The 26,967-nt window shown below is 56.0% G+C and carries 31 protein-coding genes; 17 read left to right on the forward strand and 14 right to left on the reverse strand.

What is annotated here, in order from left to right; genetic code table 11:
* Positions 1-96: 96 nt before the first annotated feature.
* Complete coding sequence (locus BLT38_RS07070) at positions 97-795, forward strand: hypothetical protein (RefSeq protein ID WP_083344539.1); 699 nt, start codon at positions 97-99, stop codon at positions 793-795.
* A 6-nt stretch (positions 796-801) separates the two neighbouring features.
* Here the strand turns inward: BLT38_RS07070 and BLT38_RS07075 are convergent, their stop codons facing one another.
* Positions 802-1,023 (reverse strand): DUF3185 domain-containing protein, encoded by a 222-nt coding sequence (locus tag BLT38_RS07075; protein ID WP_083344540.1) that lies wholly within the window; start codon positions 1,021-1,023, stop codon positions 802-804.
* Between the two features lie 485 nt (positions 1,024-1,508).
* Here BLT38_RS07075 and BLT38_RS07080 point away from each other — a divergent pair, with 485 nt between their 5' ends.
* From BLT38_RS07080 to BLT38_RS07090, 3 genes are all read left to right on the forward strand, one after another.
* Positions 1,509-1,988 (forward strand): carboxymuconolactone decarboxylase family protein, encoded by a 480-nt coding sequence (locus BLT38_RS07080; protein ID WP_083344541.1) that lies wholly within the window; start codon positions 1,509-1,511, stop codon positions 1,986-1,988.
* Positions 1,988-2,473, forward strand: coding sequence for an RrF2 family transcriptional regulator (locus BLT38_RS07085; protein ID WP_083344542.1), 486 nt, complete (start codon positions 1,988-1,990; stop codon positions 2,471-2,473). Before BLT38_RS07080 ends, BLT38_RS07085 begins: the two co-directional genes overlap by 1 nt.
* A gap of 77 nt (positions 2,474-2,550) precedes the next feature.
* Entirely contained in the window at positions 2,551-3,321 is a 771-nt protein-coding gene (locus tag BLT38_RS07090) for a thiazole synthase (protein ID WP_047493231.1), read from the forward strand.
* 13 nt (positions 3,322-3,334) lie between these two features.
* Here BLT38_RS07090 and BLT38_RS07095 read toward each other — a convergent pair whose 3' ends face one another.
* The 3 genes from BLT38_RS07095 to BLT38_RS07105 all read right to left on the reverse strand — a co-directional run bounded on the left by BLT38_RS07095 (position 3,335) and on the right by BLT38_RS07105 (position 6,771).
* Complete coding sequence (locus tag BLT38_RS07095; RefSeq protein WP_083344543.1) at positions 3,335-4,609, reverse strand: hypothetical protein; 1,275 nt, start codon at positions 4,607-4,609, stop codon at positions 3,335-3,337.
* Positions 4,606-5,757: a glycosyltransferase family 2 protein gene (locus BLT38_RS07100; RefSeq protein ID WP_156785043.1), complete on the reverse strand. Its 1,152-nt coding sequence runs from the start codon at positions 5,755-5,757 to the stop codon at positions 4,606-4,608. The genes BLT38_RS07095 and BLT38_RS07100 overlap by 4 nt, the downstream gene beginning before the upstream one ends.
* A 150-nt stretch (positions 5,758-5,907) precedes the next feature.
* Positions 5,908-6,771 carry an IclR family transcriptional regulator domain-containing protein gene (locus tag BLT38_RS07105; RefSeq protein ID WP_231966800.1) on the reverse strand — a complete coding sequence of 288 codons (864 nt, stop codon included), beginning with the start codon at positions 6,769-6,771 and terminating at the stop codon, positions 5,908-5,910.
* Positions 6,772-6,932: 161 nt separating this feature from the next.
* Here BLT38_RS07105 and BLT38_RS07110 point away from each other — a divergent pair, with 161 nt between their 5' ends.
* A complete protein-coding gene (locus BLT38_RS07110; RefSeq protein ID WP_083344546.1) occupies positions 6,933-8,666 on the forward strand; it encodes a bifunctional transaldolase/phosoglucose isomerase in 1,734 nt (577 codons plus the stop codon).
* Between the two features lie 80 nt (positions 8,667-8,746).
* On the opposite strand, the gene BLT38_RS07115 is transcribed toward BLT38_RS07110, so the two are convergent.
* A complete protein-coding gene (locus BLT38_RS07115) occupies positions 8,747-9,415 on the reverse strand; it encodes a peroxiredoxin family protein (protein WP_083344547.1) in 669 nt (222 codons plus the stop codon).
* A gap of 49 nt (positions 9,416-9,464) precedes the next feature.
* Between BLT38_RS07115 and BLT38_RS07120 the strand changes: the two genes are divergently transcribed.
* Entirely contained in the window at positions 9,465-10,043 is a 579-nt protein-coding gene (locus tag BLT38_RS07120) for an HD domain-containing protein (RefSeq protein WP_083344548.1), read from the forward strand.
* On the opposite strand, the gene BLT38_RS07125 is transcribed toward BLT38_RS07120, so the two are convergent.
* The 4 genes from BLT38_RS07125 to ffh all read right to left on the reverse strand — a co-directional run bounded on the left by BLT38_RS07125 (position 10,044) and on the right by ffh (position 13,651).
* Positions 10,044-10,496 (reverse strand): VOC family protein, encoded by a 453-nt coding sequence (locus BLT38_RS07125; protein ID WP_083344549.1) that lies wholly within the window; start codon positions 10,494-10,496, stop codon positions 10,044-10,046. It abuts the gene before it with no gap.
* Between the two features lie 103 nt (positions 10,497-10,599).
* Positions 10,600-11,526: a dienelactone hydrolase family protein gene (locus tag BLT38_RS07130; protein ID WP_083344550.1), complete on the reverse strand. Its 927-nt coding sequence runs from the start codon at positions 11,524-11,526 to the stop codon at positions 10,600-10,602.
* 185 nt (positions 11,527-11,711) lie between these two features.
* Positions 11,712-12,083 (reverse strand): nuclear transport factor 2 family protein, encoded by a 372-nt coding sequence (locus BLT38_RS07135; protein WP_083344551.1) that lies wholly within the window; start codon positions 12,081-12,083, stop codon positions 11,712-11,714.
* A 173-nt stretch (positions 12,084-12,256) separates the two neighbouring features.
* Positions 12,257-13,651 carry a signal recognition particle protein gene (gene ffh / locus BLT38_RS07140; RefSeq protein WP_083344552.1) on the reverse strand — a complete coding sequence of 465 codons (1,395 nt, stop codon included), beginning with the start codon at positions 13,649-13,651 and terminating at the stop codon, positions 12,257-12,259.
* Positions 13,652-13,740: 89 nt separating this feature from the next.
* On the opposite strand from ffh, the gene msrB reads away from it, so the two are divergent.
* The 3 genes from msrB to BLT38_RS07155 all read left to right on the forward strand — a co-directional run bounded on the left by msrB (position 13,741) and on the right by BLT38_RS07155 (position 15,707).
* Positions 13,741-14,280 carry a peptide-methionine (R)-S-oxide reductase MsrB gene (gene msrB / locus BLT38_RS07145; RefSeq protein ID WP_083344553.1) on the forward strand — a complete coding sequence of 180 codons (540 nt, stop codon included), beginning with the start codon at positions 13,741-13,743 and terminating at the stop codon, positions 14,278-14,280.
* 8 nt (positions 14,281-14,288) lie between these two features.
* Positions 14,289-14,804, forward strand: a complete 516-nt coding sequence (locus tag BLT38_RS07150) for a DinB family protein (RefSeq protein WP_083344554.1) — start codon at positions 14,289-14,291, stop codon at positions 14,802-14,804.
* 66 nt (positions 14,805-14,870) lie between these two features.
* Positions 14,871-15,707, forward strand: a complete 837-nt coding sequence (locus tag BLT38_RS07155) for a TIGR03435 family protein (RefSeq protein ID WP_172838176.1) — start codon at positions 14,871-14,873, stop codon at positions 15,705-15,707.
* A 49-nt stretch (positions 15,708-15,756) separates the two neighbouring features.
* On the opposite strand, the gene BLT38_RS07160 is transcribed toward BLT38_RS07155, so the two are convergent.
* Complete coding sequence (locus BLT38_RS07160) at positions 15,757-15,963, reverse strand: DUF3311 domain-containing protein (protein ID WP_083346966.1); 207 nt, start codon at positions 15,961-15,963, stop codon at positions 15,757-15,759.
* Between the two features lie 39 nt (positions 15,964-16,002).
* Between BLT38_RS07160 and mazG the strand changes: the two genes are divergently transcribed.
* Genes mazG through menC form a run of 3 tightly spaced genes read left to right on the forward strand, consistent with a single transcriptional unit; the run spans position 16,003 to position 18,677 of the window.
* Positions 16,003-16,812 carry a nucleoside triphosphate pyrophosphohydrolase gene (gene mazG / locus BLT38_RS07165; protein ID WP_083344556.1) on the forward strand — a complete coding sequence of 270 codons (810 nt, stop codon included), beginning with the start codon at positions 16,003-16,005 and terminating at the stop codon, positions 16,810-16,812.
* Complete coding sequence (locus tag BLT38_RS07170; protein WP_083344557.1) at positions 16,809-17,558, forward strand: GNAT family N-acetyltransferase; 750 nt, start codon at positions 16,809-16,811, stop codon at positions 17,556-17,558. Before mazG ends, BLT38_RS07170 begins: the two co-directional genes overlap by 4 nt.
* 9 nt (positions 17,559-17,567) lie before the next feature.
* The gene (gene menC, locus BLT38_RS07175) at positions 17,568-18,677 is read left to right on the forward strand and encodes an o-succinylbenzoate synthase (protein WP_083346967.1); all 1,110 of its coding nucleotides are present in this window, start codon (positions 17,568-17,570) and stop codon (positions 18,675-18,677) included.
* Here menC and BLT38_RS07180 read toward each other — a convergent pair.
* On the reverse strand, positions 18,667-19,527 hold the full coding sequence (locus BLT38_RS07180) for a hypothetical protein (RefSeq protein WP_083344558.1): 861 nt from the start codon (positions 19,525-19,527) through the stop codon (positions 18,667-18,669). The two genes, menC and BLT38_RS07180, sit on opposite strands and share 11 nt — an antisense overlap.
* 135 nt (positions 19,528-19,662) lie before the next feature.
* On the opposite strand from BLT38_RS07180, the gene BLT38_RS07185 reads away from it, so the two are divergent.
* Together BLT38_RS07185 and BLT38_RS07190 are read left to right on the forward strand one after the other, a co-directional pair.
* Entirely contained in the window at positions 19,663-19,998 is a 336-nt protein-coding gene (locus tag BLT38_RS07185) for a bactofilin family protein (RefSeq protein ID WP_083344559.1), read from the forward strand.
* Positions 19,999-20,180: 182 nt separating this feature from the next.
* Positions 20,181-20,681, forward strand: coding sequence for a class I SAM-dependent methyltransferase (locus BLT38_RS07190; protein WP_231966801.1), 501 nt, complete (start codon positions 20,181-20,183; stop codon positions 20,679-20,681).
* A 56-nt stretch (positions 20,682-20,737) separates the two neighbouring features.
* Here the strand turns inward: BLT38_RS07190 and BLT38_RS07195 are convergent, their stop codons facing one another.
* From BLT38_RS07195 to BLT38_RS20465, 3 genes are all read right to left on the reverse strand, one after another.
* Positions 20,738-20,989: a hypothetical protein gene (locus tag BLT38_RS07195; protein ID WP_083344561.1), complete on the reverse strand. Its 252-nt coding sequence runs from the start codon at positions 20,987-20,989 to the stop codon at positions 20,738-20,740.
* A 118-nt stretch (positions 20,990-21,107) separates the two neighbouring features.
* Positions 21,108-23,471: an APC family permease gene (locus BLT38_RS07200; protein WP_083344562.1), complete on the reverse strand. Its 2,364-nt coding sequence runs from the start codon at positions 23,469-23,471 to the stop codon at positions 21,108-21,110.
* 110 nt (positions 23,472-23,581) lie between these two features.
* Positions 23,582-23,746: a hypothetical protein gene (locus BLT38_RS20465; RefSeq protein WP_156785045.1), complete on the reverse strand. Its 165-nt coding sequence runs from the start codon at positions 23,744-23,746 to the stop codon at positions 23,582-23,584.
* Positions 23,747-23,817: 71 nt separating this feature from the next.
* Between BLT38_RS20465 and lnt the strand changes: the two genes are divergently transcribed.
* From lnt to BLT38_RS07215, 3 genes are all read left to right on the forward strand, one after another.
* Positions 23,818-25,359 carry an apolipoprotein N-acyltransferase gene (lnt, locus tag BLT38_RS07205; RefSeq protein ID WP_172838177.1) on the forward strand — a complete coding sequence of 514 codons (1,542 nt, stop codon included), beginning with the start codon at positions 23,818-23,820 and terminating at the stop codon, positions 25,357-25,359.
* A gap of 7 nt (positions 25,360-25,366) precedes the next feature.
* Positions 25,367-26,495, forward strand: a protein-coding gene (gene prfB, locus BLT38_RS07210) for a peptide chain release factor 2 (RefSeq protein ID WP_172838178.1) whose coding sequence is annotated in 2 segments (ribosomal slippage) — positions 25,367-25,435 and positions 25,437-26,495 — 1,128 coding nt in all. Because the reading frame shifts where the segments join, the coding sequence is not laid out codon by codon here.
* Positions 26,482-26,955 carry an acetyltransferase gene (locus BLT38_RS07215; protein WP_231966802.1) on the forward strand — a complete coding sequence of 158 codons (474 nt, stop codon included), beginning with the start codon at positions 26,482-26,484 and terminating at the stop codon, positions 26,953-26,955. The genes prfB and BLT38_RS07215 overlap by 14 nt, the downstream gene beginning before the upstream one ends.
* Positions 26,956-26,967 lie beyond the last annotated feature (12 nt).

A 26,967-nucleotide genomic window follows, 5' to 3' on the forward strand; every position in this document is an offset into this window, starting at 1 on the left:
GTTTCCGCGCTGCTTTCGTGCGCGCTTTTGTGCTGCGTGACTTGTAAGGCCCAGACACCTAATGTTGTTCCGGATGCGAATCCGGGGCGGCCTACGGTGTCTACACCAGCGACGCTGACGCCGGTGGGATATCTGCAGTTTGAGACTGGCGGCTTGTATGCTCGCCATTCCGGTGAGTTCTCGACTCGCTTCGAAGTGAATGAAGTGGTGAAGCTGGCGGTGCATGAGCGACTGCAGGCTTTGTTGCTGATTGAGCCGGTGGTGAAGTCGACGAAGTCTTCTTCAGATTCAGCGAAGCCCGGCGAAGTGTTTGTTGGAGCGCAGGGCGTGTTGATGAAAGGCGCAGAAAGCCGTCCGACGCTTTCGGCAAGTTACATCTATCGCACGCATGCGAGTCCTGCGCCGGAGCTGGATTATGGGACCTATCGCCAGGGTTTCATGTTGTTGTTGAGCGGCGATGTGAAGGGATTCCATGCGGATCTGAACGGGATGTTGAACGAGCAGATCAGCGATGAGACAGGTGCGCGTCGCGGTCAGTTTGGGCAGTCACTTGCCGTGTCGCATCCTGTGGGGCGGTTCATTGTTTCGGGCGAGTTGTGGCACTTTACGCAACCGTTGGTAAAAGGGAACGCCGTCGGCAATCTATGGTCGGCGGCGTATCCCGTTCGTAAGAATCTGGTGGTGGATGCAGCGTATGAGCATGGGCTAACCAGCACTTCCACGCGCTGGCAGACGACTCTTGGGATTAGCTATCTGCTGCCAAAGCAGTTGTTGCCGTGGAAGCATAGGGGCTAATCCGGCCTACTTGCTGCGTGCGCCTGCTACTGCGAGGCCAAGGCCAGCGACGATGAGAACGCCGGAGACAACGGGGCCAATGGGGAAGGAATGCTCCTCCGTGTGGCTGACCTGGATGGGGCCGAGTTTGGCGTCCTGCTTCTTTTCTTTGAATGAAAATCCGCCTGTGATCAGCGTGATGATGCCTGCGAGAACCAGCACAACTCCAACAATGGTGAGACCCTTCATGGAAACCCTCAACTTTTCTGAATTCAATGACCGGGTTTCTGAGACGTGGCAGAACGTGGCGGGGATGCCTTTGGCTGGCGGATTCCGGCGCTCGCCCGGCCTTGCTAACGGTTTTCGGCAGGCGTAGTCTCACGCTTACACGGGAAAGGAGGATGATCCAGCCTATGAAATGTGGAAGTAGTTTATGTGGTTCAACACGTGAGGTGACTGAGGCCTAGAGCGTTCCGCTCCAGACCTGGCTATCTTGCCGAATTATGCATGACTCCCGCCAATATGGGGGATTTGCACGGCTGACTCCGCCGAGGCCCTCCGAACGAGTGGACGCCTCAGGTCAATCTCAACAGTTCACCGAATATGAGAAATGGCCCGCATGCCTATCCGGCGCGGGCCATTTCTTTTTTGTTTCTTTCTTGCATCAGGGGTCTAGAAGGCGCATCCTAATTACGGATAGTAAATATCCGTATATGAAAAGTGAGGCTTTACCCATGTCCCTTCGCATTGACTACGCACACCAATCGCCTGAGTTGTTTCGCAAGTATCTGGAGATGAGCATGGCTCTGAAGAAGAGCAGCATCGACGAGAAGCTGAAGTCGCTGGTGGAGATTCGCGCTTCGCAGTTGAATGGCTGTGCCTTCTGCCTGGACATGCATGTGAAGCAGGCCAAGATTGCCGGGGAACGCGAGTTAAGGCTTTACCATGTGAGCATCTGGCGCGAGAGCAACCTGTTCACACCGAAGGAGCGAGCGGCGCTGGAGTGGACCGAGGCGGTGACGAAGCTGGGCGAACACGGCGTAAGCGATGAGATTTTCGATTCGGTTCGGAAGGAACTTTCGGAGAAAGAATTGACGGACCTGACCTTCGTTTTGATGGTGATTAATGGCTGGAATCGTGTGTCCGTTGCTTTCCAGGCGGTGCCGGGATCGCAGGATGAGGCTTACGGTCTGACGGCGGCAGGGCTGAGTTAATGCAACTTCGGAATCATGTGGAATGGGCTTTGCACTGTTGCGCGATTCTGGCTGGATTGCCGGAGGGCAAGTTTCTGCCTGCGAAGGTGCTGGCGGAGTTCCATGGGGTTCCGAAGGAGTATCTGGCAAAGGCGCTTCAGGCGTTGTCGCTGGCGGGGCTGGTGGAAGGAACACTTGGCCCCAATGGCGGCTATCGTCTGAAGCGTGCGCCGGAAAACATCACGTTTCTGGACGTGGTGGAGGCGGTGGAGGGGAAGGCTTCCACGTTTGTCTGCACGGAGATTCGTGGGAATAATCCTTGCCGCGAGCCGGGATATTGCGACACCAAGCCTTGCGGCATTGCGCGGGTGATGTGGGATGCGGACCGGGTATGGCGGGAAAATCTCGCCAGTGTGCGGATGTCGGATTTGATGGTTACTCTGCTTGAGGATGTGCCGGCTGACCAATTGGCGAAGAATGCCGAGTGGTTGGCGGAACGTAGCTGACCTGACAAGACGCCTTTTGCGTTTCTGGTGACGCAGGACACTGCATAAGCATGTGAACCGCTCTTAGAATGGAAGGCATGGAACCTCTCGTCATTGCAGGCAAGGCATTTCAGTCGCGACTGATTGTTGGAACAGGAAAGTACAAGGATGGACCGGAGACGCGCGATGCCATTGAGGCGTCAGGTGCGGAGATGGTCACGGTTGCGGTGCGCCGTGTGAATCTGGACCGGTCGAAGGAGTCGCTGCTGGACTTTATTGATCCGCAACGATACTTCCTGCTGCCGAATACGGCAGGTTGCTATACGGGCGAAGAGGCGATCCGCGCCGCTCGTCTCGGGCGCGAAGTGGGTATCTCCGACTGGGTGAAAATTGAGGTCATTGGCGACAAAAAGACCCTGTATCCGGACGTAGCCGGGACACTGTTAGCAACTGAGGTTCTGGTGAAGGAAGGCTTTACGGTTCTCCCTTATACCTCTGATGACATTGTATTTGCGAAGCGGTTGATCGATGCTGGTGCGGCTGCCGTTATGCCGTTGGGAGCGCCGATCGGATCCGGGCTTGGTTTGCAGAACACGGCGAACCTGCGCATCCTGCGGGAAATGATCACGGAAGTTCCGCTGATCGTGGACGCGGGTGTTGGAACGGCTAGCGATGCGGCTGTTGCCATGGAGATGGGATTTGACGCGGTGCTGATGAATACGGCGATTGCTGAGGCTCGTGAGCCGGTATTGATGGCTGAGGCCATGGGCAATGCTGTGCTGGCAGGACGGCAGGCTTACCTGGCGGGTCGTATGCCGCGGCGCTTGTACGCTTCGGCGAGTTCGCCGTTGGAAGGCGTTTCACGGTAGGTCTTAACGAGGATCAGGCGGAAGCCAGTGCGCGGGGATGAGCCTCAAGAGGCTGCACCTCGTGTACTGGCTTTGCTTCTTTGACCAACAGCCAGTAGCCGGCCGCGAAGGTGAGCAGGATCAACGGGCCGTCTAGGGCTTTGCGGATGAGCCAACTGTAGATGGCGAATGCGTTCAGGACTACGAATGCGAGGACCTTCAGGCTGTAAATGAGCCCGGGGCGAGTCGTGCTTCGTGCGACGCGCCAACCGATGATTGCTAAAGGAAGTGTGACGGCTGCAGCGTCGTATTCCATGATGCGCGGATTCAAGAGCAATACACCGACGAGAAGCACGGGACCCCATTGCTGAAGCGTGATGCGTCCACGATCGTAGAGGCGCGCACCGTAGAAAAGTGCTGCGAAGACGGGTGCTGCGTAGGCTGCGAAGAAGAAGTAGCAACCGGGAGCATAAGGGATGCCGCGCTTATAGAGGAAGCTGCTGAAGAGGCCGGCGGGGCTGCAACCGAAGTCGTGATTGAAGCTGAACTGGAGTTCTACTGCCTCAAGATAATGGCGGAAGAGCGATGGCATGAATACGGGTTGCAACGCATACAGGCCGACTCCTGCGGTGATGACGCCGAGGGTAGGCAGCCAGTTCTTCTTGCTGGAGAGCGGCGCGATCAGGATCAGTGAGAGCATGGGCGCTTTCACGCAGGTGGCGAAGAGAATCACTGCGTAAAAGGGAATCCATTGGCTGCGTCGCCAACCGAGCAGGGCCGTGGCGAAGATGGCTCCGTAGAGGATGTAGGCGATATTGCCGCTGAGGATGACACCGTTGGCGAGCAGCCCCGGGAAGAAGAGGGCAATGCCAGCGAGGTACAGCACGCAGGGTATTTCTGTTGTTTCTGCGAAGGTGACGCACACTGCAACAGCGCCAAGTGCACCCGCGAAATAGACCAGCCAGTACAGGATGATGAGGAACGTGCGCGGCAGGTGGCCAAGGGCCTTCAGCAGTGGGAGGGTGATGGGTGCGTAGACGTAGCTGTATGGCGGCGTCTGGTCGTTGGCAAGCTGTCCGTTTGCTGCGAGTTGCTGATGGTGTTGCTTCTGGATGTCTGTTGCGTCCTGGTACGGGTCATGGCCACGATCCATGCTGATGAGCGCGTGGTTGTAAACCTGCATGTCCCAGGCTGTGTCGTCGACCGAGGCCCAAATGGGCAGAGCAATTGCAGCAGCGAGCCACAGGATGCGGACGCCGAGGGGGATTCGTTTCCAGAGACTCCAGAAGCGTCGTGCGAAAAGACTCAATGCGTGACCTCAATGTTGCCTGCGATGGCAGGATCATAGGCTGGCCGCGCATCTGCAGAGTGGCGACGGACAGGCCATGTTACGAAGCTGCTCACCGATAGATTCCAGACAGACGCGATCATGATGCCTGCAAAGCCTGCCACCAACCACTCAACGCCGGACTGCCAAAGGGCGCGGGTAAAGATGAAGTTGGCCCATGCGCCAAACGAACATGTGACTGCGAATCGCATGATTCCCGGCAGAAGATGTTTGCCCTTCAAACGTCGGTCGCGGAAGGTGATCCGGTTGTTCAGAAGGAAGTTTTCAGACATCGCCAGGAAGGTGGCGATGATCTGTGCGGTGAGGAAGTGAACATGCCTCGCGTCCACCAGATAAAGCAGCGTGAGCAGGTGAAGAATAAGCCCGATGCAGCCGACCAGCATGAACAGTGTGAGATGCACGGGGATGACGTCGCCCAGCATCTTGTTCAGCACGAGGAAGAGATACTCGATGGCCACCGCTGCATCTAGCTTGCTTTCGCCATGAGTGCGAGCGCGGAAGGTGTAACCGACTTCTGTGAGGCTGACCGGGCGGCGTGCGGAACTGAGCATGTCGACCAGGATTTTGAAGCCTTCGCCGCGGACGTCGCGCACCACTTCCATGAGGAAATTCCGACGGATGAGGAAGAAGCCGCTCATGGGATCAGAGAGTTTGCAGCGGCATATCGTCTGGCTAAGGCGTTGTCCCGCGCGGCTGAGAAGAATGCGCGTCTTGCAGAACTCGCCCATGCTGCCGCCATCAGAATTGCGGGTGCCGACCACGACATCGTGCGAGCCCTGTTGCAGGCATTGGACCATGCGCGGAAGAATGCTGGAGTCGTGCTGGAGGTCGGCGTCCATGACGGCGAGCAGCGGCGCCTGTGAGGACAACATGCCTTCCATGCAGGCAGAGGAGAGTCCACGGCGACCGATGCGGTGAATGAGTCGAACACGAGGGTTCGTTTTTGCGTGGGCGGAGACAACGTCTGCGGTGCCGTCGACGGAGTCGTCGTCTACGAAGACGACCTCCCAGTTCCAGCCTTCAAGGGACGCAGATAGCTCCCGGATCAGGAGAGGGACGTTCTCCCGCTCGTTAAAGGTTGGTACTACGACACAGAGTTCAGGTGTCAAAAACGCCTCCACCGGATACAGCCCCCGTGTGCCAGCAAAAGCTGGATTCGGGCTGCTGTCTAAGGGAGACGTGAGTGGAAGGAATTGGATTACACCCCAGGCCGGGAGGAATCTTCCCGAGCCTGGGTAATTTGTTCCGAAATGGCTGGATTAGCGGAGAAAAACGCTCAGTTCGTTCGCGGCAGCTCGCAGATAGGGCAGGAACTTAGCCTGCATCTCCATCATGGGCATGCGCGGGGCATGACCACTGAGGTTGATGGTTGCAATGACTTTGCCGCTTGGTGCGTAGACCGGTACGGCCATAGAGCGGAGGCCGACTTCGTATTCCTGGTCGCAGACTGCGTAGCCGTTGCGGCGAACGTTGCGCAGGAGCATGCGGAGTTTTTCGACCGTGTTCACCGTACGAGGTGTGAACGGCTTCAGGACCACGCGGGACAGGTAACGCTCCACTTCGTCTGGCGGCTGCGACGCGATGAGGACTCGGCCCATGCTGGTGCAGTAGGCGGGCAGGCGGCTGCCGATGTGAAGATCGACGCTCATGAGCCGCTGCACCTGTGTGCGAGCGATGTACACGATCTCATCACCGTCGAGCGTTGCAACGGAGAAGCTTTCGTTCAGCTTTTCACTCATGCGTTCGAGGATGGGCTGCGCGGCAGAAGAGAGCGTGTTGCTGACGGTGTAGGTGTGGCTGAGCGACAGCATCTTTGGGCGCAGGGAATAACGCTGGCCGTCTTCAGAACCTACGTAGCCGAGTTTGTTGAGCGTGTAGAGACAGCGACGAACAGCGGCACGGCTGAGGCCGGTTTTGTTCGCAAGCTGAGAGATGGTCATCTGCGGCATTTGCTGTGTGAATGTCTCCAGCACTGTCAGACCACGAGCCAACGATGTCATGAAGTTGGCATCGCCCTGGTAGATCTCAAGAGCCTTTGCGGGAGAGACCTTTACAGGGGCCGCGGGAACGGCAGGAGTGCTGGGGAGGACGGCAGGCGAGTCAAGGACAGCAGAGTCAGACACTAGGCACCTCATGCAGTAAGCGTTCGAATAACGCGCAGACGAACGATAAACGCACTTTCAGTGTAACGCCGCTGCGGATTCACTGCAATTCTTCGCACCTGTTCACTGTCAGAAAACATCGACACGTTAGAGAGATAGAACCGCTCTAGAATGGAGACACTATGAGCTCGCTCGAACTTCAGGTTTCGCTTCCTTCCGCGCTGCAAAGCACCGTTGCTTCTACCGCTGCCGATTGGCAGAGTGGCAACAAACTGGGCCGTCTTTTTGCAAAGGACGCTTCGCTGTGGACCAGCGGACAGGGCTCTGATGATGAGTCGATCTGGCTGGGCTGGCTGGATATTGTGGAGCGCCAGTTGGGCGATCTGCAGTCGTTTGCTGCGCTTCGGGATGATGTGAAGGCTGCTGGCTTTGAGCATGCGCTGCTGCTGGGCATGGGCGGATCGTCGCTTTGCCCGGAAGTTCTGTCGCTGACCTATGGCCATCAGGCTGGCTTCCCGAAGTTGCACATTGTTGATTCGACCGATCCGGCGCAGGTTGCAGCCGCGCGTGCCGCCGTAAACCTAAAGAAGACGGTTTGCATCGTGGCTTCGAAGTCGGGTTCGACGCTGGAGCCGAACATTCTGAAGGATTACTTCTTCAGCGAGATGCAGAAGGAAGTGGGCGCTGCCGAGGCGGGCAAGCACTTCATCGCGATCACCGATCCGGGCAGCAAGATGGAAGCAGTCGCGAAGGCTGACGGTTTCCGTCACATCTTCTACGGCGATAAGACTATTGGCGGTCGCTTCTCGGCGCTGTCGAACTTTGGCATTGTGCCGGCCGCTGTGGCTGGTTTGGATGTGCCGAAGTTTCTACAGGAAGCCAAGCGTGGCGTGGATGCGGCACACACCGCAGAGATCACGAAGAACCCCGGTGTTCTGCTGGGTATCATCCTGGGCGATGCGCACAATGCAGGCCGCGACAAGCTGACGTTCTTCACGTCGCCGGAGATTTTTGACCTGGGTGCGTGGCTGGAGCAGTTGATTGCTGAATCGACCGGCAAGCTGGGCAAGGGCATTACGCCGGTTGATCGCGAGACGATTGGTGCGCCGAGCGTTTACGGCAACGATCGCGTGTTTGCATATATTCGCCTCAGCACCGCAGACAACACAGCTCTTGATGCGAAGGTGGATGCGTTAGCGGCTGCTGGTCATCCTGTTGTTCGTTTCACGATTGACGATGTGTATGAGCTGCCTGCGATCTTCTACATCTGGGAGATTGGTGTGGCTGTTGCCGGTTCGGTGATGGGCATTAACACCTTCAACCAGCCGGACGTGGAAGCTGCGAAGATCGAAACGCGTAAGCTGACCGACGAGTACGCTGCAACGGGCAAGCTGGCTGAGCATGAGCCGATTTTGGATGTGGACGGCATCAAGCTGTTTGCGGATGAGAAGTATGCGCTGACGCTTTCGACCACTGCTTCCGGCAAGACGCTGACCGACTACCTGAAGGCGCATCTGGCGCAGATTAAGCAGCACGATTACTTTGCGACGCTCGCCTACATCGAGATGACGCAGGAGCATGAGGACCTGATCCAGAGCTTCCGCATGAAGGTGCGTGACGACAAGACGGTGGCTACGTGCCTCGGCTTTGGACCGCGCTTCCTGCACTCGACTGGTCAGGACTACAAGGGCGGACCGAACACGGGTGTGTTCCTGCAGATCACTGCCGATCATGCAGTGGACCTGGCGATTCCGAATGCGAAGTACACGTTCGGTGTTGTGATTGATGCGCAGGCCGCGGGCGATCTGGCTGTGCTGCAGCAGCGCGGACGTCGCGCTCTGCGTGTGCATTTGGGTGCCGATGTGTCGAAGGGATTGGATCAGCTTGGCCTGGCGATCACGGAAGCTCTCGCGTAATTCACTTTCAGAACAACAAGAGCCGGATGCTTTTACGAAAGCATCCGGCTCTTTTATTTGGTAATGATGAAGTGCTGTTGTTAGATCGCGGCGAGCACTTCTTCCGGTTCGGGGCGAACGCGGAAGTCAGCGTGGGCTTGAGCGAATCGAATTGTTCCGTCTTGACCGATGACGAAGGTGGCGGGTAGCGGCAGCTTCCATACGCTGTCATCCGGCGCGGCCATGATGTTTTTGCCGCTATTGATGAACGGGATGTTCACCAGGATGGAGCGATAGTAGCGCTGTAGCGTCATCGATACGGCATAGGCAATGCCGAACTGTTCTGCGAGCACGCTGTTTGCATCCTGCAGCAGAGGGTAGGGAATGTCGTGCTGCTGGACGGTGAAGTCGCTTTGACGAAGTGTCTGCGGTGAGATGCCAACGAGCAGAGCGCCACGTTCGCGTACCTGGGGATAGAGGTCGCGCCAGACTTCGAGCTCGGTAATGCAGTAAGGATCCCAGCGGCCGCGGAAGAAGTTGACGATGACCGGCCCGAGCGCAAGCAGATCAGAGGATCGAACGATCTTGCTGCTGACGGCGTCTGTTAGCGCGAAGGATGGAGCCTGTGACCCCACGGGCAGGACGCGGTCTTCAATGCCGGTGCTGAAAAGTTCGGCAATGGCCTGCTCGCTGATGGCAAGCCGTTCAGGCTGCACCAGCTTTCGCGTGTTCTGTGTAATTTCATCGAGCTTGTCCTGCAAAGCGGCCATAACTCATTGTCTGATGTTTCTGTGTTTTGCTTCAACTAAGCTGGAGATTATGCAGCAGGCGATTGAGTTCATTCTGGAAGTAGAAAAGCTGAAGACGGTAACGCGGAAGGTAAAGCCGCTGGGGCTGGAGCGATATGAAAACTCCGCGGAACATAGCTGGCAGCTTTGCCTGTTTGCCTATTCGCTGGAGAGCTATGCAGCAGAGCCGGTGAATATGAACCATGTGATCCGCATGCTTCTGGTGCATGACATTGGGGAGATTGATACTGGTGACACGATGGCGTTTGTGGAAGGCGGATGGGTGGAGCGCAAGCGCGATGAACTGGCTGCGGTGCGACGCATCTTTGGCATTTTGCCTGCGGATAAGGCTGCGGAGTTGGAATCGCTATGGCAGGAGTTTGAAGCAGGAGAGACGGCAGAGGCACGGTTTGCGAATGCGATCGATCGCGCGATGCCCGCGTTGTTGAACCTGAACAACAATGGCCAGAGCTGGAAGGAAAACGGCATTAGCTATGACCGTGTGGTGAAGCGTATTCGGGGACAGATTGAGGAAGGATGCCCGGCACTTTGGCAATACATGGAGCCGCGTCTTGCCGAAGCGAAAGAACGCGGCTTCTTCGGAGCGTAGTTATTCTTTTGCGGCAGCTTCAAGATCGGCAATGATGAATTTCTTCATGCTCATCATGGCCTGCATCCCTTTGGGTGTCTTCACCAGATCGAAGATATTTTCCGGGACGATCTGCCACGCCAGCCCGAACTTGTCTTCCAGCCAGCCACAGGCAACTTCCTGACCACCGTCGGCCGTTAATTTGTTCCAGTAATAGTCAATCTCTTCCTGGTCCTTGCACATGACCACGAAGGAGATGGCTTTGGTGAAACGAAATTCGGTGTCGCTGTTGAGGGCGGTGAAGGAGAGGTCTTCCAGTCGGAACGAGATAGTGAGAGGTTTGCCACCGGGGCCAGGGAGGCCGCCTGTCTTCTCCGCGTCAGGAAAGACAGAGATATAGAAATCAACTGCTGCTTCTGCGTTGCCGTTGAACCAGAGAAACGGTGTGATCTTGTGCGTGGTTGTAATGCCCATGAACTGGTCGTCTCCTTAATGTGGACATTGTACACATTGGCATATACGAAAGGGGACAGTGTTTCGCTGTCCCCTTTGTTTGTGGGTGTGAATTTTCGTGTGACTACATTCCTGCCATGTCCATGTCATGGCACTGGGTGGTTGTCGCCTTCGCTGTTACCACGCGCTTTGCAGGCACAGGGGCTGGAGTGCGCAGGGAAGAACGCTTCTTTGTCGGTGTGGTGTTCAGCTTCGCCAGCTCTGTGGTGAGGCGTGCGAAGCCCTGTTCGCGTGCGGTCTTGTTGCCTTCGACCGTGTTGGTGGGGTCGACACCGGCGCGCATGAAGCCGTGGCCTGCGCCGTCGTAAGTGACGGGATCATACTTCTTGCCTGCAGCCTTCATTGCTTCGATGGTCGCGGGGATGGTGGCGTCGATGCGCGCGTCGTTACCACCGTAGAAGCCGAAGACGGGCGCGTTGATTGCAGCCATGTCTGCGGTTGCTGGTGGTGGGCCGTAGAAGACGAAGGCTGCGTTCAGGTCCTTGCGATGCGTGGCGAAGGCGAAGCTCTTACCGCCTCCCCAGCAGAAGCCAACCGAAGCGAGTTTGCCGTTGGCTGCGGGCAGCTTGGTAACGTAGTCGGCTGCGGCGTCGAGGTCGGCCATCACAACTGCGTTATCCAAACCGCTGACAGCCTTGGTGACCTGATCCTGCGAGGGGAAGCTGTCCGTACCACCGCCGTTGGGACCCATACCTGTGAGAACATCTGGAGCGATGACGATGTAGCCTGCTCCGGCCAGGTCATCTGCCATGCTCTTGGCCCAACCGCTGAGGCCGAAGATCTCAGGGATGAGGACGATGGAGGTGGCCTTGGTCTTCACCTCGGGATAAACGACGAAGGCGTCGAGCGGCTTGCCGTTGGCCTGCAGCTTGACGTACTCGTGGTGGCGCGGGGAGGCGTCGAGGCGCTTCACAGCCCAGTCTTGTGCGTGTGCAGCGGCTGTGGTTCCAAAAAGGATGGCGGCGGCGAGGGCGAACGCGCGGAGTCTCATGCGTTGGAGTGTAGGGCGTTCGGCGTGGAATGCGCAATGGGATTTGTGGGTTGTGACAAGGCTTTGACAAGCAAAAATGGCATTCGGGATCTTGGCTTGATTCCGAATGCCGATTGTCCGAATCGTATGACCACTTTCACCGCAAGCCCACACCGTAATTGGGATGTGGGCCACCGGCTTTGTGTTTAAGGCAAAGGCTTTGGACCGGATGGGGGAAACGTCGTGATGCTTACGATCTTGCCTTCGGGGGAGAGTCGGAGAGAGTCGTGGCCTTTGGCGGGAACGCTTCCATCGGCGAGAACGAGCGCCCATGTGAAGAGAGCTACATCGTGGTGTGAGGACATGTCTTCCACGGCAAAGTGTGCTCCCGGAAACTTCTTCCGAAAGCTTTCCATGTCGTTCAGGATTGCTTCGCGGCCACCCTGGAATTCGGGCGTCAGGTATTGGATGGAATCGTCAATGATTTGAGCCAGTGCTTGTTCTCGTTCTTCGCTCGATGCCAGCTTCCAGGCTTCGGCGTAGGTCTCGTACAGATTCCAGATCTGTTGCTTTGTCATTCGCGCTCCTTGCTGCAAGCTCCCCGTTACGTGGAAAGATTCATCACGGAAGAGGCTTCAACAGGAAGAAGTGTACGAACGGTCTGCTGACAGCATTGTGTCAGTAGGCCTAAAAGGAGAAAGGTGACATAGGAGTTTTGATCCCATGTCACCTCTCTTCTTTTTGCTTATGTCTAGCGGCCGAAGCCACCGCCCATGCGGCCCATTTGTCCCATCTGGCTCATCAGGCGACGCTGCATCTTGCCACCACCAGAGCCGAGGCCCTTGAACATCTTTCGCATCTGGCCGTACTGCTTCAGCAACTGGTTCACTTCCTGAACGGAAACACCGCTGCCTTCTGCGATACGACGACGGCGTGAGCCGTTGATGATTTCGTGGTCGATGCGTTCTTTCTTCGTCATCGAGTTGATGATGGCTTCAGTGCGGGCGAGCTGCGAGTCGTCCACGTGTTCTGCGGCCTGCTGCAGACCCTGGAAGGGGCCGACAGAGGGCATCATCTTGAGGATGGACTGCATGCTGCCGAGCTTCTTAATCTGGCGAAGCTGGTCGCGGAAGTCTTCGAGGGTGAAGCCGTCACCGCTGAGGGCCTTCTTGGCGAAGTCTTCTGCCTTGCCGCGGTCGAGCTTTTCTTCAGCGCGTTCGAGCAGGGTGGCGATGTCGCCCATGCCCATGATGCGCGAGACGATACGGTCCGGGTGGAAAGCCTCAAACTGCTCCGGCTTTTCGCCGGTGCCGAGGAACTTGACCGGCGCGCCGGTGACGTTGCGAATGGAGAGTGCCGCGCCGCCGCGTGCATCGCCATCCATCTTGGTGAGGATGACGCCGGTGATGCCGAGCTGCTTGTGGAAGGCGTCGGCGGAGTTGACGGCGTCCTGTCCGGTCATGGCGTCGGCCACGAAGAGGATTTCGCTGGGGTTGAGGGCAGCCTTGAGCTGCTTCATCTCGTCCATTAGCGCTTCGTCGATGCCGAGACGTCCGGCGGTGTCGACGAGGAGGATGTCGTTGCCGAAGTTGCGGGCTTCGCGGAGGGCTTCCTTGGCGAGACGCAGGACGAGCGGCGTGCCAGCTTCTTCGTCGTTGATCTTGCCGGTGTAGATCTGCGCGCCGACGGCCTTAGCGACGATGGCGAGCTGCTCACGCGCGGCAGGACGGTAGACGTCGACCGAGACGAGCATGGGGCGGTGGCCGCCCTTCTTGAGCCATGTGGCCAGCTTGCCGCTGGAGGTGGTCTTACCGGAACCCTGCAGGCCAGCCATCAGGATGACGGTGGGGGGCTGCGACGAGAACTTGAAGCGCGCGGTGTCCTTGCCGAGGATCTCGATCAGTTCGTCGTTGACGATCTTGATGATCTGTTCGGTGGGGGAGAGCGCGGTGGCCACCTGCGTACCGAGAGCTTTTTCTCGGATGTGGTCGATGGTGGCTTTGACGACGTTCAGATTGACGTCGGATTCGAGGAGCGCGAGGCGAATTTCGCGCAGGGCTTCGGAGATGTTTTCTTCCGTGATGGTGCCCTGACCGCGGAGGTTCTTAAAGGCGCGCTGCAGTTTTTCCTGAAGATTCTCAAACATGGCTTGTCACTTTTAAGTTTAGCAGTGGGGGCGGCTGGCAACATCTGTCCGTGGTTTTGAAGCGTCTATCTAAGAGAGAAGGTGACGCGATGAATCGACGGAACTTCCTACAGAATGCGGCGGTTTTTGGCGCTGCGGTGGCCGTTGGGTCGCGCTTTGCGGCGGCGAGCGGACCTGCCATGGTGAAGATTGCGACCTTTGACGCGGACGGCAAGCCGACTGGCGTGCAGACGGTGGCAAAGGTGCAGAAGTCGGATGCGGAGTGGAAGAAGCAGTTGCAGCCGATGCAGTACGCGGTGGCCCGGCATGCGGAGACAGAACGTCCGTACAGCGGCGCGACGTGGAATGAACATGCGCATGGCGTGTTTCGTTGCGTGTGCTGCGATCTGGCGCTGTTCCGGTCTGAGACGAAGTTTGAATCGGGCACAGGGTGGCCGAGCTTCTACCAGCCCATTGCAAAAGAAAATGTGAGCGAGAAGATAGACATGACGCTGGGCATGGAACGGACGGAGGTGCTGTGCCGGCAGTGCGATGCGCACCTGGGCCACGTATTTGATGATGGTCCACGGCCTACGGGGATGCGTTACTGCATGAACTCTGCGGCGATGACGTTCCACAAGACGGCATAATCAGCGGTATGGCAACTGTGGAACCGTGGCTGCGCGGAACGTTGAGTGAGATTGAACCGGTGCGGCGGGCTGTTCTGCATGCCCTGGAACTGGCCGAAGAAGATGTGTTGCGGTGGACCGAAGGTCTCGATGACGAGACGCTTGAAATGGAGCCGATGGGGCTGCCTTCCGTTGCGTTTCAGATGCGGCATATTGCGCGGAGCATTGACCGCTTGCTGACCTATGCGGATGGACGTGGTTTGTCAGAAGAGCAGATGGTTGCCCTGCGATCGGAACACGTTGCCGGGGCGAGTGGGGATGATCTTCGGCGTCAAGTTATAGAGGCGATTGCGAAGGTGCGTCCGTTTGCGATGCGGTTCTCGCAGGATCAATTAAACGAGTCGCGTGGGGTTGGGCGCGCTGGTCTGCCCACGACGCTGGCGGGGTTGCTGATTCACATTGCGGAGCATACGCAGCGGCATGTTGGACAGTTGATTACTACAGCGAAGGTGGCTGCGGCGTTGAAGGATGCTCAGGGGAGTTGATGGGAAAGATGCGGGCCGTGTTCAGTACAATCCTCAGCTGAATAGTCTCTTCAGGAGGTGGTCATCGTGAACGTTACTCGTTTGAGTGGTCTCCTCGCTTCGCTCCCGATCATTTTTAGTTTCAGCGTTGCCTCTGCTCAGGAGTCGTCTCCGGCGCCCTCGTTTGATGTGGTCTCTATCCGACAAGTGAGTTCAAGCGCACAACGCAGCAGTGACCAACCAGACATGGAAGTCCGGGCGAATGGATGGCGGTTGAACGATGAGTCGTTGTTCGCCGCGATTCTTAACACCTACACCCCGTCTGTAGGAAACGCGGCTTTTTATACCGTGAAGCAAATCCAGGGTGTTCCCAACTGGGCCATGGATGACTTGTATGTGATCGACGCTCGGATCGGAGAGAGCGACCTCGACAGGTGGCAAAACCCTGCTACTCGGGCTGATTTGCTTCACTCCATGATGCGCTCGATGTTGGCGGATCGGTGCAAGCTTGCTGTCCACCGCGAGTTAAAAGAAGTGCCGATCTATTCTTTAACGCTGACTAAAGATGGGCCCCAGTTTACTGAATCTGTTCCGGGGGCCAAGCACCCAACTGGCGGCCCCATTCCCGGGGGCGGTGAGTTTATTCCCAGCGACGGCCAGGGTGTGATGCACTTCTACGGAGCGTCTCTGAGCGCCGTTGCGGGAGTGTTGTCCAACATGATGGGACGACCGGTGCAGGATGCGACGGGACTTACGGGAAAGTACGATATTTCACTGAAAATGGCGTCGTTGGATTCGCCCGCTGGCAGCTCCGGGTTGTCTGTTTCCGAGGTAGCAAAAGACCTCGGCCTCAAACTCGTTCCCACAAAGGGGCAGGTCGAGATTTTGGTCATCGACCATATTGAGAAGCCATCTGAGAACTAGACAGGCATAGATGATCCTCGTCTACACGCGTGTGCTTCGCGCAGGAAAGCTAATCCTTCACCAGCTTGTAGACCAGGCCAAGGATGGCCGTTGCGATGAAGACCCATAGCAATTGGTACCAGTAAAAGAACGGAAAGCCGAAGAGCGTGGGGGTCTCGCGGTTATAGAGGCCGGGGAAGACGAGCGCGATGACGGGCAGCAGCAGGAGCCACAGCCATCCGCGGTTCCGCTTTTCGTTTTCGACTGGTTCCTGCATGCGCCAAGCATAGCGCAGATGCATTGATACGATGAAGAGATGAGTGAAAGCACGTCAGCGAAAGCTGGAGATGCATTCCGTGAAGCCGCAGCGATTATGGCGCGGTTGCGTGGTCCGGGCGGATGTCCGTGGGATCGCGAGCAGACCTTCGATTCCATCAAGCCACATACGTTGGAAGAGACCTACGAGGTTTTCGACGCGATTGATCGGCGTGCCTGGGGCGAATTGCGCGATGAACTTGGTGACCTGTTGTTGCAGGTACTGTTCTACGCGCAGATGGCCGAGGACGAAGGGCATTTCAACATTGACGACGTGGTCCGTGGGTTGAGCGCGAAGCTGGTGCGACGGCATCCGCATATCTTTGGCGACGTGGTTGCCGAGACAGCAGGCGACGTCGTTCAGACGTGGGATGCCGTGAAGCAGAAGGAGCGTGAAGGCAAGCCAGCGAAGGATGATGGATTGCTGGGCGAGGTGCCGCGCTTCGTGCCCGCGCTTGTTGAGGCTCGCAAGCTGGGGTCTAAGGCTGCCAAGGTCGGCTTTGATTGGCCGGATGCCAGCGGCTTATTGGACAAGGTACAGGAAGAGATCGCCGAGGTTCGTGAAGAGATGACGGCGAACCCTAATCCCGATTTGCTGGAAGAAGAGATTGGTGATCTGTACTTTGTGCTGACGAATCTTTCGCGGCATTTGCATGTGGATCCAGAACAGGCGTTGAAGAAAGCGAATACCAAGTTTCGCCGGAGATTTCGCGCGATGGAGCAGATGGCCGGTGAAGAATTTGCGGCATTGCCGCTGGACGAAAAAGATGCGCTTTGGAATAAGGCAAAGCTCAAGGAGAAGAGCCTGTGAGTGAGCTTCGTGTGGAGCAGTTGCATACGTTAGAAGAGTTTGATGCCTGCGTTCATTTGCAGCAAAAGACCTGGCAGTATTCCGCGGGTGAGTTACTGCCGCGTCGGGTGTTTTTTCTTGCCGATAAGTTAGGCGGACACGTGCTGGGTGCGTGGGACGGCGATACCTTGGTGGGATTCAACTTAGGCTTAGCTGCTCAGCGCAATGGCATGGGATATATCCATTCGCAGATGTTGGCAGTATTACCGGAGTATCGCAATAGCGGCCTGGGGCGCACGATGAAGCTTCGGCAGCGCGATATTGCATTGGAGCAGGGGATCAAGCTGATTGAGTGGACTTATGATCCGCTGGAAATAAAGAACAGTTTTTTTAACCTCGCGCGTCTGGGTGCTATTAGTCGGAGATATATTCCGGACTTTTACGGGGCATCGTCATCGCCGCTACAAGGTGGTTTACCTACGGATCGCCTCTATGCGGAATGGTGGATTGATTCGGATCATGCAAAGCGCGTGATGGCACGCGAGCCGATCAAAGAGATGATAGTTGCCAGTGTCTCTGTACCTGCCCAGATTTATGCGTGGAAGGCGGATGGTGACAAACATGCCGTGGAGACGCAATCACGGGTGAGGGAAGCGTTAGAGCGGCATTTTGCTGAAGGGCTTTCTGTCATTGGTTATAACCGCGCCGAAGACGGCACCGGTGTATTCCTGCTCGGATCAGCGCCGGCTGAATTTCCAAAGTATTAGGAGTTGATGATGAAGATTGATGCGATTGTTCTGCGCGAAATCAAGATGCCGCTTGTGCATCCCTTCCGTACCAGCTTTGGTTTGACGACGGATCGTCGCATTCTTCTGATTGAGTTGCAGAGTGAAGGGTTTACTGCGTGGGGCGAGTGCGTTGCGGGTGAGCACCCATTCTTTTCTGACGAAATGATCGATACCGCGTGGTTCATCACAGAGCATGAACTGGCGCCGCGGTTGGTGGGTAAGGATATTGCAGCAGGACGTGATGTTCCGTCACTACTGTTGCAGGTGCGTGGACATCGCATGGCCAAAGCTGCGCTCGAGAATGCTGTTTGGGATCTGGAGGCTCAAGTCAAACAAATATCTCTGGCGAAGCTGTTGGGCGGCACGCGCGAGAAGATTGCCTGCGGTGTTTCTATTGGCATGGAGATGGATATTCCGAAACAGCTTGACCGCGTTGCGAAGGAAGTTGCCGCGGGATATCAGCGCATTAAATTGAAGTGCCAGCCGGGCTATGACTCGGAGATGTTTGCTGCTGTACGTGAACGGTGGCCGGATATTCTTCTGAGTTGCGATGCGAATTCTGCTTATAAGTTGAGCGATGCGGATCACATTGCATCATGGGACCAGTACAAGCTGCTGATGATTGAACAGCCGCTCTGGTACGACGATTTCTATTTCCATGCGCAGTTACAGAAACGCATTCATACCGCGATCTGTCTGGATGAATGCATTCGCAATTCGCGTGATGCTCAGGCTGCATTGGAATTAGGCAGTGGTCGAATTATCAACATCAAGGTCGGTCGCGTGGGCGGCTTTACGGAAGCGATTGCTGTGCATGATGTGGCGCAGAAACACGGCGTGCCGGTGTGGTGCGGCGGAATGCTGGAGAGTGGCGTTGGGCGTGTGCAGAATATTGCACTGAGCAGCTTGCCGAATTTTTCGCTGCCAGGCGATGTCTCCGCTTCTGCACGTTATTGGACAGAAGACATTATTGAGCCGGAAGTTACTGTCAGCCGCGAAGGTGAGATTGTTGTTCCTCTGGCTGCAGGCCGTGGTTATGAAGTGCGACGAGATCGCGTGGAAGCGCTCACAGTTCGGCAGCAGCGCATTACGGCTTAACGGCAGGGATTGCCAGGAGGGTATTCACCGCATCGTGTACCGAAGGTGCGGTTGGAAGAAAGCGTACGTCTGTAACAGTCAGTGTTTGTTGATACGGCGCAACATGCACCATTAGCTCGCGGAGTTTTACATCCATCTTGATTTCCGAGAAGGCGTCGTGCGTAAGGCTGACTGGTTTCTGCTCATAAGAGAGGGTGCCGCCCTGGTAGACACGCGCCAGGATGCCGAACATGAGGTTCAAGTTCTGAATAATGCGTACCTCGATACGCGTTAGATGGTGCGTTTCAGCGTCGATCCAGATGCGTCCGGCAATGCCCATGAGCAGTGACTGGGTTGTAGAGCCAGGATGAAATTGGGGGTTGGGAGCGTAGTCAAGAACGACCTGCTGCCTTGGATAATTCGGAAGCTGTGGCTGTCCCGCAACGGGCGTGAACAGCATGGCTTTGGGCAGCGTTTTCATCAGCTCAATGCCATACTTATCGCTGCTTTCAGATTTCTGGCGGCGCTTGCGGACGTCCTCCGGTGTAAGTGCGCGAAGACGTGCCAATTCACCAGTTTCTTCTTCAGCTGTTAACGGACGTCCTTTAAACGTAAGGGTGCGGGAGATATTGCCGTCCTCGGTCTCGATGACTTCGCGGATGCTGTCTTCTTTTTGATCAAGGCGATGGATGCGATATTGCAAACCCCATCCGCGATGGTGGAAGTCGTCCAATTGGAATTGGACCGCCTGCTGAAGAATGGCGGAGATTGAAGACGGGCTGAGAGATTCTTGTGCCCGTGCAGTAAAGCTGGAGAAAAGACTGGTCATGACCAGCCACACAAAGTACTGATTCCGAACGATTCTCAACATGGGCGACGTCTAACTCTGCCGTAGGATGCCTTCCTAGCCTACTAGGTGACTTTGCAGATGCGGACTCAATCTCGCGTTGCCGTGCAGCCTGCACTTGATTAGACTCACCGGGAGGTCAAGAGGAGAGTGCGGACGATGGCAGTAGAGGGAGCAACGGTTCTGGGAAAATCGATTCATGTAAGCGGTGAAATTTCCGGTGCGGAAGATGTCATCGTTCATGGCAAGCTGCAGGGCAGCGTTTCGCTGAAGGAAAGCCGTCTAACAGTGGGTCCAGATGCTCAAGTAGATGCGGAATTGCACGTGCACGACGCGATTTTCATGGGCGAAGTGAAAGGCAATGTAACGGCGACAGGGCGAGTAGAGCTACGCAAGGGAGGCTCGCTGATGGGCGATCTCAACGCGGCTCGGTTGTCGATCGAAGAAGGTTCAGCGATTCAAGGAAAAGTCTCGCTTAGCGGTACGAAGGAATAGCGCTTTCGTTTTAAGCGCAGCGATTAACCGGACAAAATGCGCCGGAGGCAGAACTGGGGGTAGATGTGCGTCTATTTGGTGGAAGCGAATCACGTGGATCGGGAACGAAAGCGAGTGCTCGCATCCCCAGGCCTTCCAGTGGATGGACCCAGCTCCAGAAATCGCTGCGCGAACAGGAAGGTTTGCGAATCCTGGATATCGGTCCCACGTCGTCTACGAATATCAACTTCCTTACAGCGTTGGGGCACAGTGTGTACATGGCGAATCTCGTGGAGGATGCTATCGATCCGAAATGGGCGCAGCCGGATGCAGACACGCCTTTTCCTGTAGAGGATTTTGTACGTCAGAATCTGGATTTTGGCGACAGGCTCTTCGATACGGTGTTTTTCTGGGATGTTGCTGATTACTTCCCAACTGAATTGCGCGCGGCAGTCGTGAACCGTATTCATGAGGTAATGCAGCCTGGTGGGCAACTACTGGCCTTCTTTCATGTCAAGCCTGAAAGCGGGCTACAACGCTACCATCTGCGTGACGACGCCCAAGTCGATACCCAGTTTGCCGCGGAGGCCGAGGTGCGCAATACGCTGACCAATCGGCAAATTGAACAACTCTTCAACGAGTTCACGAGTTATAAATTCTTTCTTGCAAAAGACAATCTGAGAGAAGTGCTTGTAACTCGATAGGCAAGACAAAAGGGGAAGCCGATGGCTTCCCCTTTGTCTTGATCAATATTCCGATATTACTTCTGTGACTTGCGGGTTTCAGCCCAACGCTTCTTCTGTGCGTCGGCAATTCGCTTACGCGCCTCTGCGCTCAAAGTGCGCTTCTTGGGAGTCGCCTTGGAAGCAGATGTCGTGATGCTCTTGCGTGGACGTCCCACAGCCTTCTTTACCGCCGGGGCAGCACTGCTACCGCCAGCAAGCAATGCACGCGCCTGCTGCAGCTTTGCAATCTGCGCATCAATCTCTGCAAGAATACGATTTACTTCCAAGAAAACCCCCCGAAGAGCATAAATGCTCATTGAGACAAAGTTTAGATCAAAGACTGCCTATTTGGATACAGATTGGAGTAACACAAATCAAGACATAGGTAATCACTTTGTTGTCAGATTAGAAACTATCTGTACGGGATGAAGTAAGTGAATAGCCCGGATTTTCATCCGTATCTTCAAAACGGGAAACTGCTCCCAACCCTCGTCGCTGGCTACCGTCGTCAATCGCTGCCCTTAACTGCTGCGATGTTACTGTGCGATCGTTCGCATAGGATGCCGCAAGGCGAGTCAGCGCAAAGGACACAATGTCAGAGTGATGCAGATCATCCATGTGCGGATCTCGCCGCATATTCAGCCAGAGACGATGTACAAGTTGGACATCGCTGGCCGGAATAGTGGGTGCGTGAGGACCAATATGAAAACTCTCTGCCTCACCCGTTGGTGGTACGACATAGAAGGTGAATTGGCGTTTGGGTTCAGGTAATGCTTCCCACGCCTGGCCTACGTGATAGGCCTGCTCTTGAGCCGTTAATTTCGTGGATAGACCAGAAACTACCGCGGCTACGTCTAGAGAATTTGCCGTGCGAACAATGGCGGCGAAGATATCTCCTGCAGGAACTACCACTAGACCAATATGTTTGCCAAAGCTTTCTGCAACGGAGACAGCCTTAGTGAACAACATTTGTTCGTGCTCGCTGAAGAGCTGCTCAGAAGCGTCAACATATTCGGGCCCGCCTGCGCCCATCATTCGTGCCGCGAGAACGACGATGTCCTGTTCTTCCGTATCGGTGCGCGCCAAAGCCCATTTCAAAGCATGCGGAGTAGCAGCATCGCGCATGGTTACCAATACGCCGCCTGGACGAATGGCAAGATCATCACGACCGACTTCTTCCGAATGCTCTAACTGGAAGTGTTCCTTCATCTGACGTTCTGTTTGTTTATGACGGCGTTTGTTATCCCGTTCCGACAAAGAGAAGATGATGAAGAATCCGATGGCGAAAATAATTCCGCTAACTGTAGCTACTGATTTCGTAAAGAGGTTCACGACAGCTGTGGTGAACAGCACGAGGAAGACACAGAATAGGCCAATCGGCAGTTCGGTCTTACCAATGCGAAGGTTCACGGGAACCTTCGCGCCACGTTCGCCCTTATATTTCCAGCGAAGAACGAGCATTGCCAGCGCATTGAAGGTGAAGCTCCAAATGACGCCGAAGGCGTACGCTTCGCCGATCATGATGACGTCGCCGCGCGTTACTACGATGACGAAGAGCTGAATCAACGCCACCATGTTCACGATGCGGTAGCTGGTGCCGAAGCGCTTCTGTGGCTTGCGGAACCAATCCGCTAGTACGCCATCTTCTGCCACGCGCATAAGTACGCCCGTGGAGCCCACGATGGCGGTGTTCACGGCGCCGCCCAGAATCATGAAGCCGACGATCACTACGAAGACTCGGAAGGCAACGCGGAGCGCCAGCGGGCCGACCATGTACATCGCCATGCCAGCGATCAGGTTGTCACGGTACACGCTGACACGAACGCTGTCAGGAATGAGCATGACCGCCAGTAGAGAGCCCAGCCCAGTGAAGACCATGCTGTAAATGGCGATGACCAAAGCAGCGCGCTTAAGGTTCTTCAGCTTAGGATGTTCAATTTCGCGATTGACTTGTGCGAGCGATTCTTCGCCAGACATCGCCAGCACTGAGTGACCGAAGGCCATTAGGACGCCGAAGAGTCCGAGGTTCTTCGCGAACTGAGTGTTTTTCAGGAAGCCCAGAGCATCGGGGCTGAACTTGAAGTTTGCGGGTGTCGGGAACGGAGGTAGGGTGGCTCCGTTGTGTCCTACGCTGAACAGTCCCCAGCCAATAAGAATGATCACCATCACGGTGGTGACCTTCATGATGGTGAGAGCCTTTTCGCTGGATTCTTCAATGCCCTTGATGTTCTGCCACCAGAAGAAAAAGGTGATCAGAACGGCGATGAACGCCGAGGTATGGTTCACATTGAACTGGTGCGGTACGCCTGCTGCGTTCACAGCCCAATGGTGATACCGGGGTGAAGCTGCGGCCTGAGAGAGCAGGCCATTAAGAAGACCGACGATATATTGTCCGGCCGATACGCCTGAGATGGGGCCTGTGAGGACGTAATCGAACATCAGCGCGGAGACGCTGACCTTGGCGAAGGTGCCCCCCAGAGCCTCCTTCACGATGCGGTAGACGCCACCGCGTGTGTACATGGAACAGCTCTCCACGTAAACCGCTCGCACCGCATAAGAGAAGAACATGGTGCCCAGGATGAGCCAGGGGGCGGATTTGCCAACCGCCTCTTCCGCGATGCCACCCGCATAAAAAGCCGAAGATCCAAGATCGTTGAGAACGATGGCGGCCGCTCGCCAAAAGGAAATGAAGGTCAGCATCACAGAGGATGCGACCACGAGGCGAACACGATTCGGAACGGGTGGTGTGTAAGTGCGTTTCGACGCCATCTTGTACCGGGCCTGTCCGCTTAATGTGCCAAAGAATGCGCACACGCGAAAAAGCGCCCAGCGGTGAGTCTACTGCTGGCTGGGATGGCAGTCAATGATGTCGTGTCAGGTTAGTGCAGATTGTCTGTTGCGCTGTCTTGTTCGCCGTTGTCCGAAAAGAAGTCGTGCATGTCTTTGACCAGGGTGATTGCGACAACAATGGCCGAACCTCCCATACCGATAAGGAACATGGGGATGAGCACGTGGGACAGTCCGCGGATGATCAGATCCAGCATCGATGTTCATTGTAATCGCAACACGGGGATTGGCGAGGGGTGCTAGACTCCACGCGATGCGAGTCCTCTCGATGCGCGCTCTTGTTGCGCTTCTTCTGACCAGTTTCCTGCAGGTTGTGATTTTTCCCGTTGCCGGGCCACTGCCGGTGTGGCGCGCCGCCTTCTCGTGGTTCGCACTGGTACCGCTGTTGTGGCTTCTATTGGTGGAGGGCCGCGGGTGGAGCGCATGGAAATGCGCCGCTGTTGGCTATGCGAATGGTGTGCTCTGGTACCTGGGGACTTGTTACTGGGTCTACTCCACCATGCACATCTACGGAGGACTACCGTCTCCGGTCGCGGCGCTCGTGATGGTGCTGTTCTGTCTTTATTTAGGGCTTTACCACGCGCTGTTTGCGGGCTTATTGGCCGTGGCGAGAAGAGCGGGGATTACAGTGGCGCTGATTGCTGCGCCGTTTTTATGGATCGGGGTCGAGCTGGCCCGCGCGCGCATCACCAGTTTTCCCTGGAACCTTCTGGGCTACTCGCAGGTTGATAGCTATGCATTAACCCGGCTGGCTCCGCTGACAGGTGTTTACGGCATCAGTTTTGTGTTGATGGCGGTGAACGCGGCGATTGCTGCGGTGGTTGTATTGCCACGCAGGCGCATTCCTACCGTGATTGCATTGTGCGGTGCTGTGTTGGCGGCGGGTGTGCAGAATGTGGGCGGATGGATGGCGCCTCAGCGTCAGGCCGGTTCACAAAAGGCCGTGTTGATGCAGCCAAATCTTTCCGTGGGACAGGAAGAGACGGAAGACGCTGCGACATTGGCAAGAAACTTTGCAGGCCTGTCCGTGCAGGCAGCTTCGTTGGACGATTCTCCAACGCGCATCGTGTTATGGCCGGAATCTCCTTCGCCGTTTTATACGAACCGGCCCGACTTTCCAGCGGTCGCAACTCAACTTACTGAGGCAGTACACGCACCGTTGATTGCCGGATCCATTGGCATAGAAGCGGCTCCGAATGAACGACGCGGCTACCACGTCTATAACTCGGCGGCGCTATTCGTTCCGAACCAGGGATATGTCGGGCGATACGACAAGATTCATCTGGTGCCATTTGGCGAATTCACTCCGTACGCCAGCTTATTTTCCTTCGCGAGCGGATTGACGCAGGCCGTGGGCACTTTTGATCGAGGAAGCAGCCGAGTGCCACTGGGCGCGGACGGTCATCGTTATGGCGTCTTCCTTTGCTACGAATCCATCTTCAGTGACGAAGTGCGACAGTTCGTGGCAAACGGCGCCGAGGTGCTGACGAATCTTTCTGACGATGGCTGGTATGGCGATACCAGTGCACCCTTCCAACACATCAACATGGCAAGGATGAGGGCGATTGAGAACCATCGCTGGGTATTGCGGGACACCAACAATGGCATCACGGCTTCGATTGACCCGAACGGACGCGTGGTGGAGCGCATGGAACGCCATCAGCGCGGCGCTGCTGCCATGCACTTTGACTATCTTCACGACATTACCTTCTACACCCGGTTCGGCGATGTCTTTGCGTTTGTATGTGTGGGGATCGCGGTAGTGCTTTTGCTCTATGCGGTGACCCGGCAGAACATCGCGATAGACTGAAGAAGTTATGTTGACCGATCTTGAATACCAATACTCCCCGGTTCGTGCCCGCGTGCGCGATCTGCGGGAGTATCTTTGACTCGCCCAAACTCAAACAGCAACTGGAAGCCGTTGAGACGCAGATCGCAGATCCTGCGATCTGGGCTGATGCTGCACGTTCGCAGCCGCTGATGCGCGAACGGAAACGCTTGGAAACATTGCTTGCCGACGATGCGGAGTTATCGCGCCGCAGTGAGGATGTAGAGGCGTACTTCGATCTGGCGCGTGAAGGCGAAGACGTAGAAGCCGATCTATCCAAGGCGATCGAAGAGATTGATCGCTTTGCCGAAGAACTCGATGCGAAGACGATGCTCTCGCAAGAGAGCGATCCGTTGAACGCTATCGTCACGGTGCACCCCGGTGCAGGCGGAACAGAAAGCCAGGACTGGGCGGAAATGCTGATGCGTATGTATCTTCGCTGGGCTGAACGCAACGGTTTCAAGACGGAAATCAACGAAATTCAAGATGGCGATGAAGCAGGCATCAAGTCGGCAACATTCACCATCATTGGTGATAACGCCTTTGGTCTGATTAGTGGCGAGACAGGTGTGCATCGGCTGGTGCGTATCTCCCCGTTTGATTCGGCCAAGCGCCGTCATACTTCGTTTTCGTCTGTCTTTGTGTCGCCTGAAATTGATGACTCGATTGTGATCGACATTAAGCCGGATGAGCTTCGTATTGATACGTATCGTTCCGGTGGCAAGGGCGGACAGCATGTGAATACCACGGACTCCGCGGTGCGTATTACGCATCTCCCGACGGGGATTGTTGCTGGTTGCCAAAACGAACGTTCGCAGCACAAGAACAAAGAGAAGGCGATGAAGATGCTGCGGTCGCGCCTTTATGAATTTGAACTTGAGAAGAAGCGTGCAGCGAGCAAGAAGCTAGAAGATTCGAAGCTGGATATCAACTTTGGATCGCAGATTCGTTCCTATGTTCTGCAGCCCTATCGGATGGCAAAGGATCTGCGCACACGCGTGGAAGTAGGCGATGTGGACCGCGTGCTGGATGGCGATCTTCAGCCATTCATCCGCGGCTATCTCAAGATGCGTCGTGAGGGCAATATCCCCGCAGCGATGGTCGATGACATCGATTGATTCAATGGTTCTGCGGCGTAATGAACGAACGATAAGGCGATCGACGGAAAACGATGTAGATCGTGTTCTGGAGATATGGCGAGACTCCGTCGACGCGACACATCATTTTCTTTCGAAGGAAGATCGTGTTGCCATTGAGGGAGAGGTTGTCTCGTTCCTTCCGGACGTACCGCTTTGGGTCGCCGTCGATGAGAAGGACAGACCTCTGGGCTGGATGCTGCTTGACGGAGATCGCATGGAAGCATTGTTCATTGATCCGGTGAGTCGTGGCGAAGGCGTGGGCCGTGCGTTGGTACAGCACGCGCTATCGCTGCGCTCTACAATCTTCACGGACGTCAACGAACAGAACTTGCAGGCCGTTGGATTCTACGAGCATCTTGGCTTTGTGCCGATTGGACGTTCGGAACAAGATGGGCAGGGGCGTCCTTATCCCTTGATTCATCTGTCCTCCAACTCCTAAGAGCTATGACAA

Origin of the sequence: Terriglobus roseus, assembly GCF_900102185.1 — a bacterium.
GTDB classification, from domain to species: Bacteria; Acidobacteriota; Terriglobia; order Terriglobales; family Acidobacteriaceae; genus Terriglobus; species Terriglobus roseus_A.

What these genes read in the sequence shown, in the direction of transcription:
- BLT38_RS07075 (WP_083344540.1), bottom strand. Translation starts at nt 1,023, where the DNA reads ATGAAGGGTCTCACCATTGTTGGAGTTGTGCTGGTTCTCGCAGGCATC.
- BLT38_RS07080 (WP_083344541.1), top strand. Translation starts at nt 1,509, where the DNA reads ATGTCCCTTCGCATTGACTACGCACACCAATCGCCTGAGTTGTTTCGC.
- BLT38_RS07085 (WP_083344542.1), top strand. Translation starts at nt 1,988, where the DNA reads ATGCAACTTCGGAATCATGTGGAATGGGCTTTGCACTGTTGCGCGATT.
- BLT38_RS07090 (WP_047493231.1), top strand. Translation starts at nt 2,551, where the DNA reads ATGGAACCTCTCGTCATTGCAGGCAAGGCATTTCAGTCGCGACTGATT.
- BLT38_RS07110 (WP_083344546.1), top strand. Translation starts at nt 6,933, where the DNA reads ATGAGCTCGCTCGAACTTCAGGTTTCGCTTCCTTCCGCGCTGCAAAGC.
- BLT38_RS07115 (WP_083344547.1), bottom strand. Translation starts at nt 9,415, where the DNA reads ATGGCCGCTTTGCAGGACAAGCTCGATGAAATTACACAGAACACGCGA.
- BLT38_RS07120 (WP_083344548.1), top strand. Translation starts at nt 9,465, where the DNA reads ATGCAGCAGGCGATTGAGTTCATTCTGGAAGTAGAAAAGCTGAAGACG.
- BLT38_RS07125 (WP_083344549.1), bottom strand. Translation starts at nt 10,496, where the DNA reads ATGGGCATTACAACCACGCACAAGATCACACCGTTTCTCTGGTTCAAC.
- BLT38_RS07130 (WP_083344550.1), bottom strand. Translation starts at nt 11,526, where the DNA reads ATGAGACTCCGCGCGTTCGCCCTCGCCGCCGCCATCCTTTTTGGAACC.
- BLT38_RS07135 (WP_083344551.1), bottom strand. Translation starts at nt 12,083, where the DNA reads ATGACAAAGCAACAGATCTGGAATCTGTACGAGACCTACGCCGAAGCC.
- ffh (WP_083344552.1), bottom strand. Translation starts at nt 13,651, where the DNA reads ATGTTTGAGAATCTTCAGGAAAAACTGCAGCGCGCCTTTAAGAACCTC.
- msrB (WP_083344553.1), top strand. Translation starts at nt 13,741, where the DNA reads ATGAATCGACGGAACTTCCTACAGAATGCGGCGGTTTTTGGCGCTGCG.
- BLT38_RS07150 (WP_083344554.1), top strand. Translation starts at nt 14,289, where the DNA reads ATGGCAACTGTGGAACCGTGGCTGCGCGGAACGTTGAGTGAGATTGAA.
- BLT38_RS07160 (WP_083346966.1), bottom strand. Translation starts at nt 15,963, where the DNA reads ATGCAGGAACCAGTCGAAAACGAAAAGCGGAACCGCGGATGGCTGTGG.
- mazG (WP_083344556.1), top strand. Translation starts at nt 16,003, where the DNA reads ATGAGTGAAAGCACGTCAGCGAAAGCTGGAGATGCATTCCGTGAAGCC.
- menC (WP_083346967.1), top strand. Translation starts at nt 17,568, where the DNA reads ATGAAGATTGATGCGATTGTTCTGCGCGAAATCAAGATGCCGCTTGTG.
- BLT38_RS07180 (WP_083344558.1), bottom strand. Translation starts at nt 19,527, where the DNA reads ATGTTGAGAATCGTTCGGAATCAGTACTTTGTGTGGCTGGTCATGACC.
- BLT38_RS07185 (WP_083344559.1), top strand. Translation starts at nt 19,663, where the DNA reads ATGGCAGTAGAGGGAGCAACGGTTCTGGGAAAATCGATTCATGTAAGC.
- BLT38_RS07200 (WP_083344562.1), bottom strand. Translation starts at nt 23,471, where the DNA reads ATGGCGTCGAAACGCACTTACACACCACCCGTTCCGAATCGTGTTCGC.
- BLT38_RS20465 (WP_156785045.1), bottom strand. Translation starts at nt 23,746, where the DNA reads ATGCTGGATCTGATCATCCGCGGACTGTCCCACGTGCTCATCCCCATG.
- lnt (WP_172838177.1), top strand. Translation starts at nt 23,818, where the DNA reads ATGCGCGCTCTTGTTGCGCTTCTTCTGACCAGTTTCCTGCAGGTTGTG.
- BLT38_RS07215 (WP_231966802.1), top strand. Translation starts at nt 26,482, where the DNA reads ATGACATCGATTGATTCAATGGTTCTGCGGCGTAATGAACGAACGATA.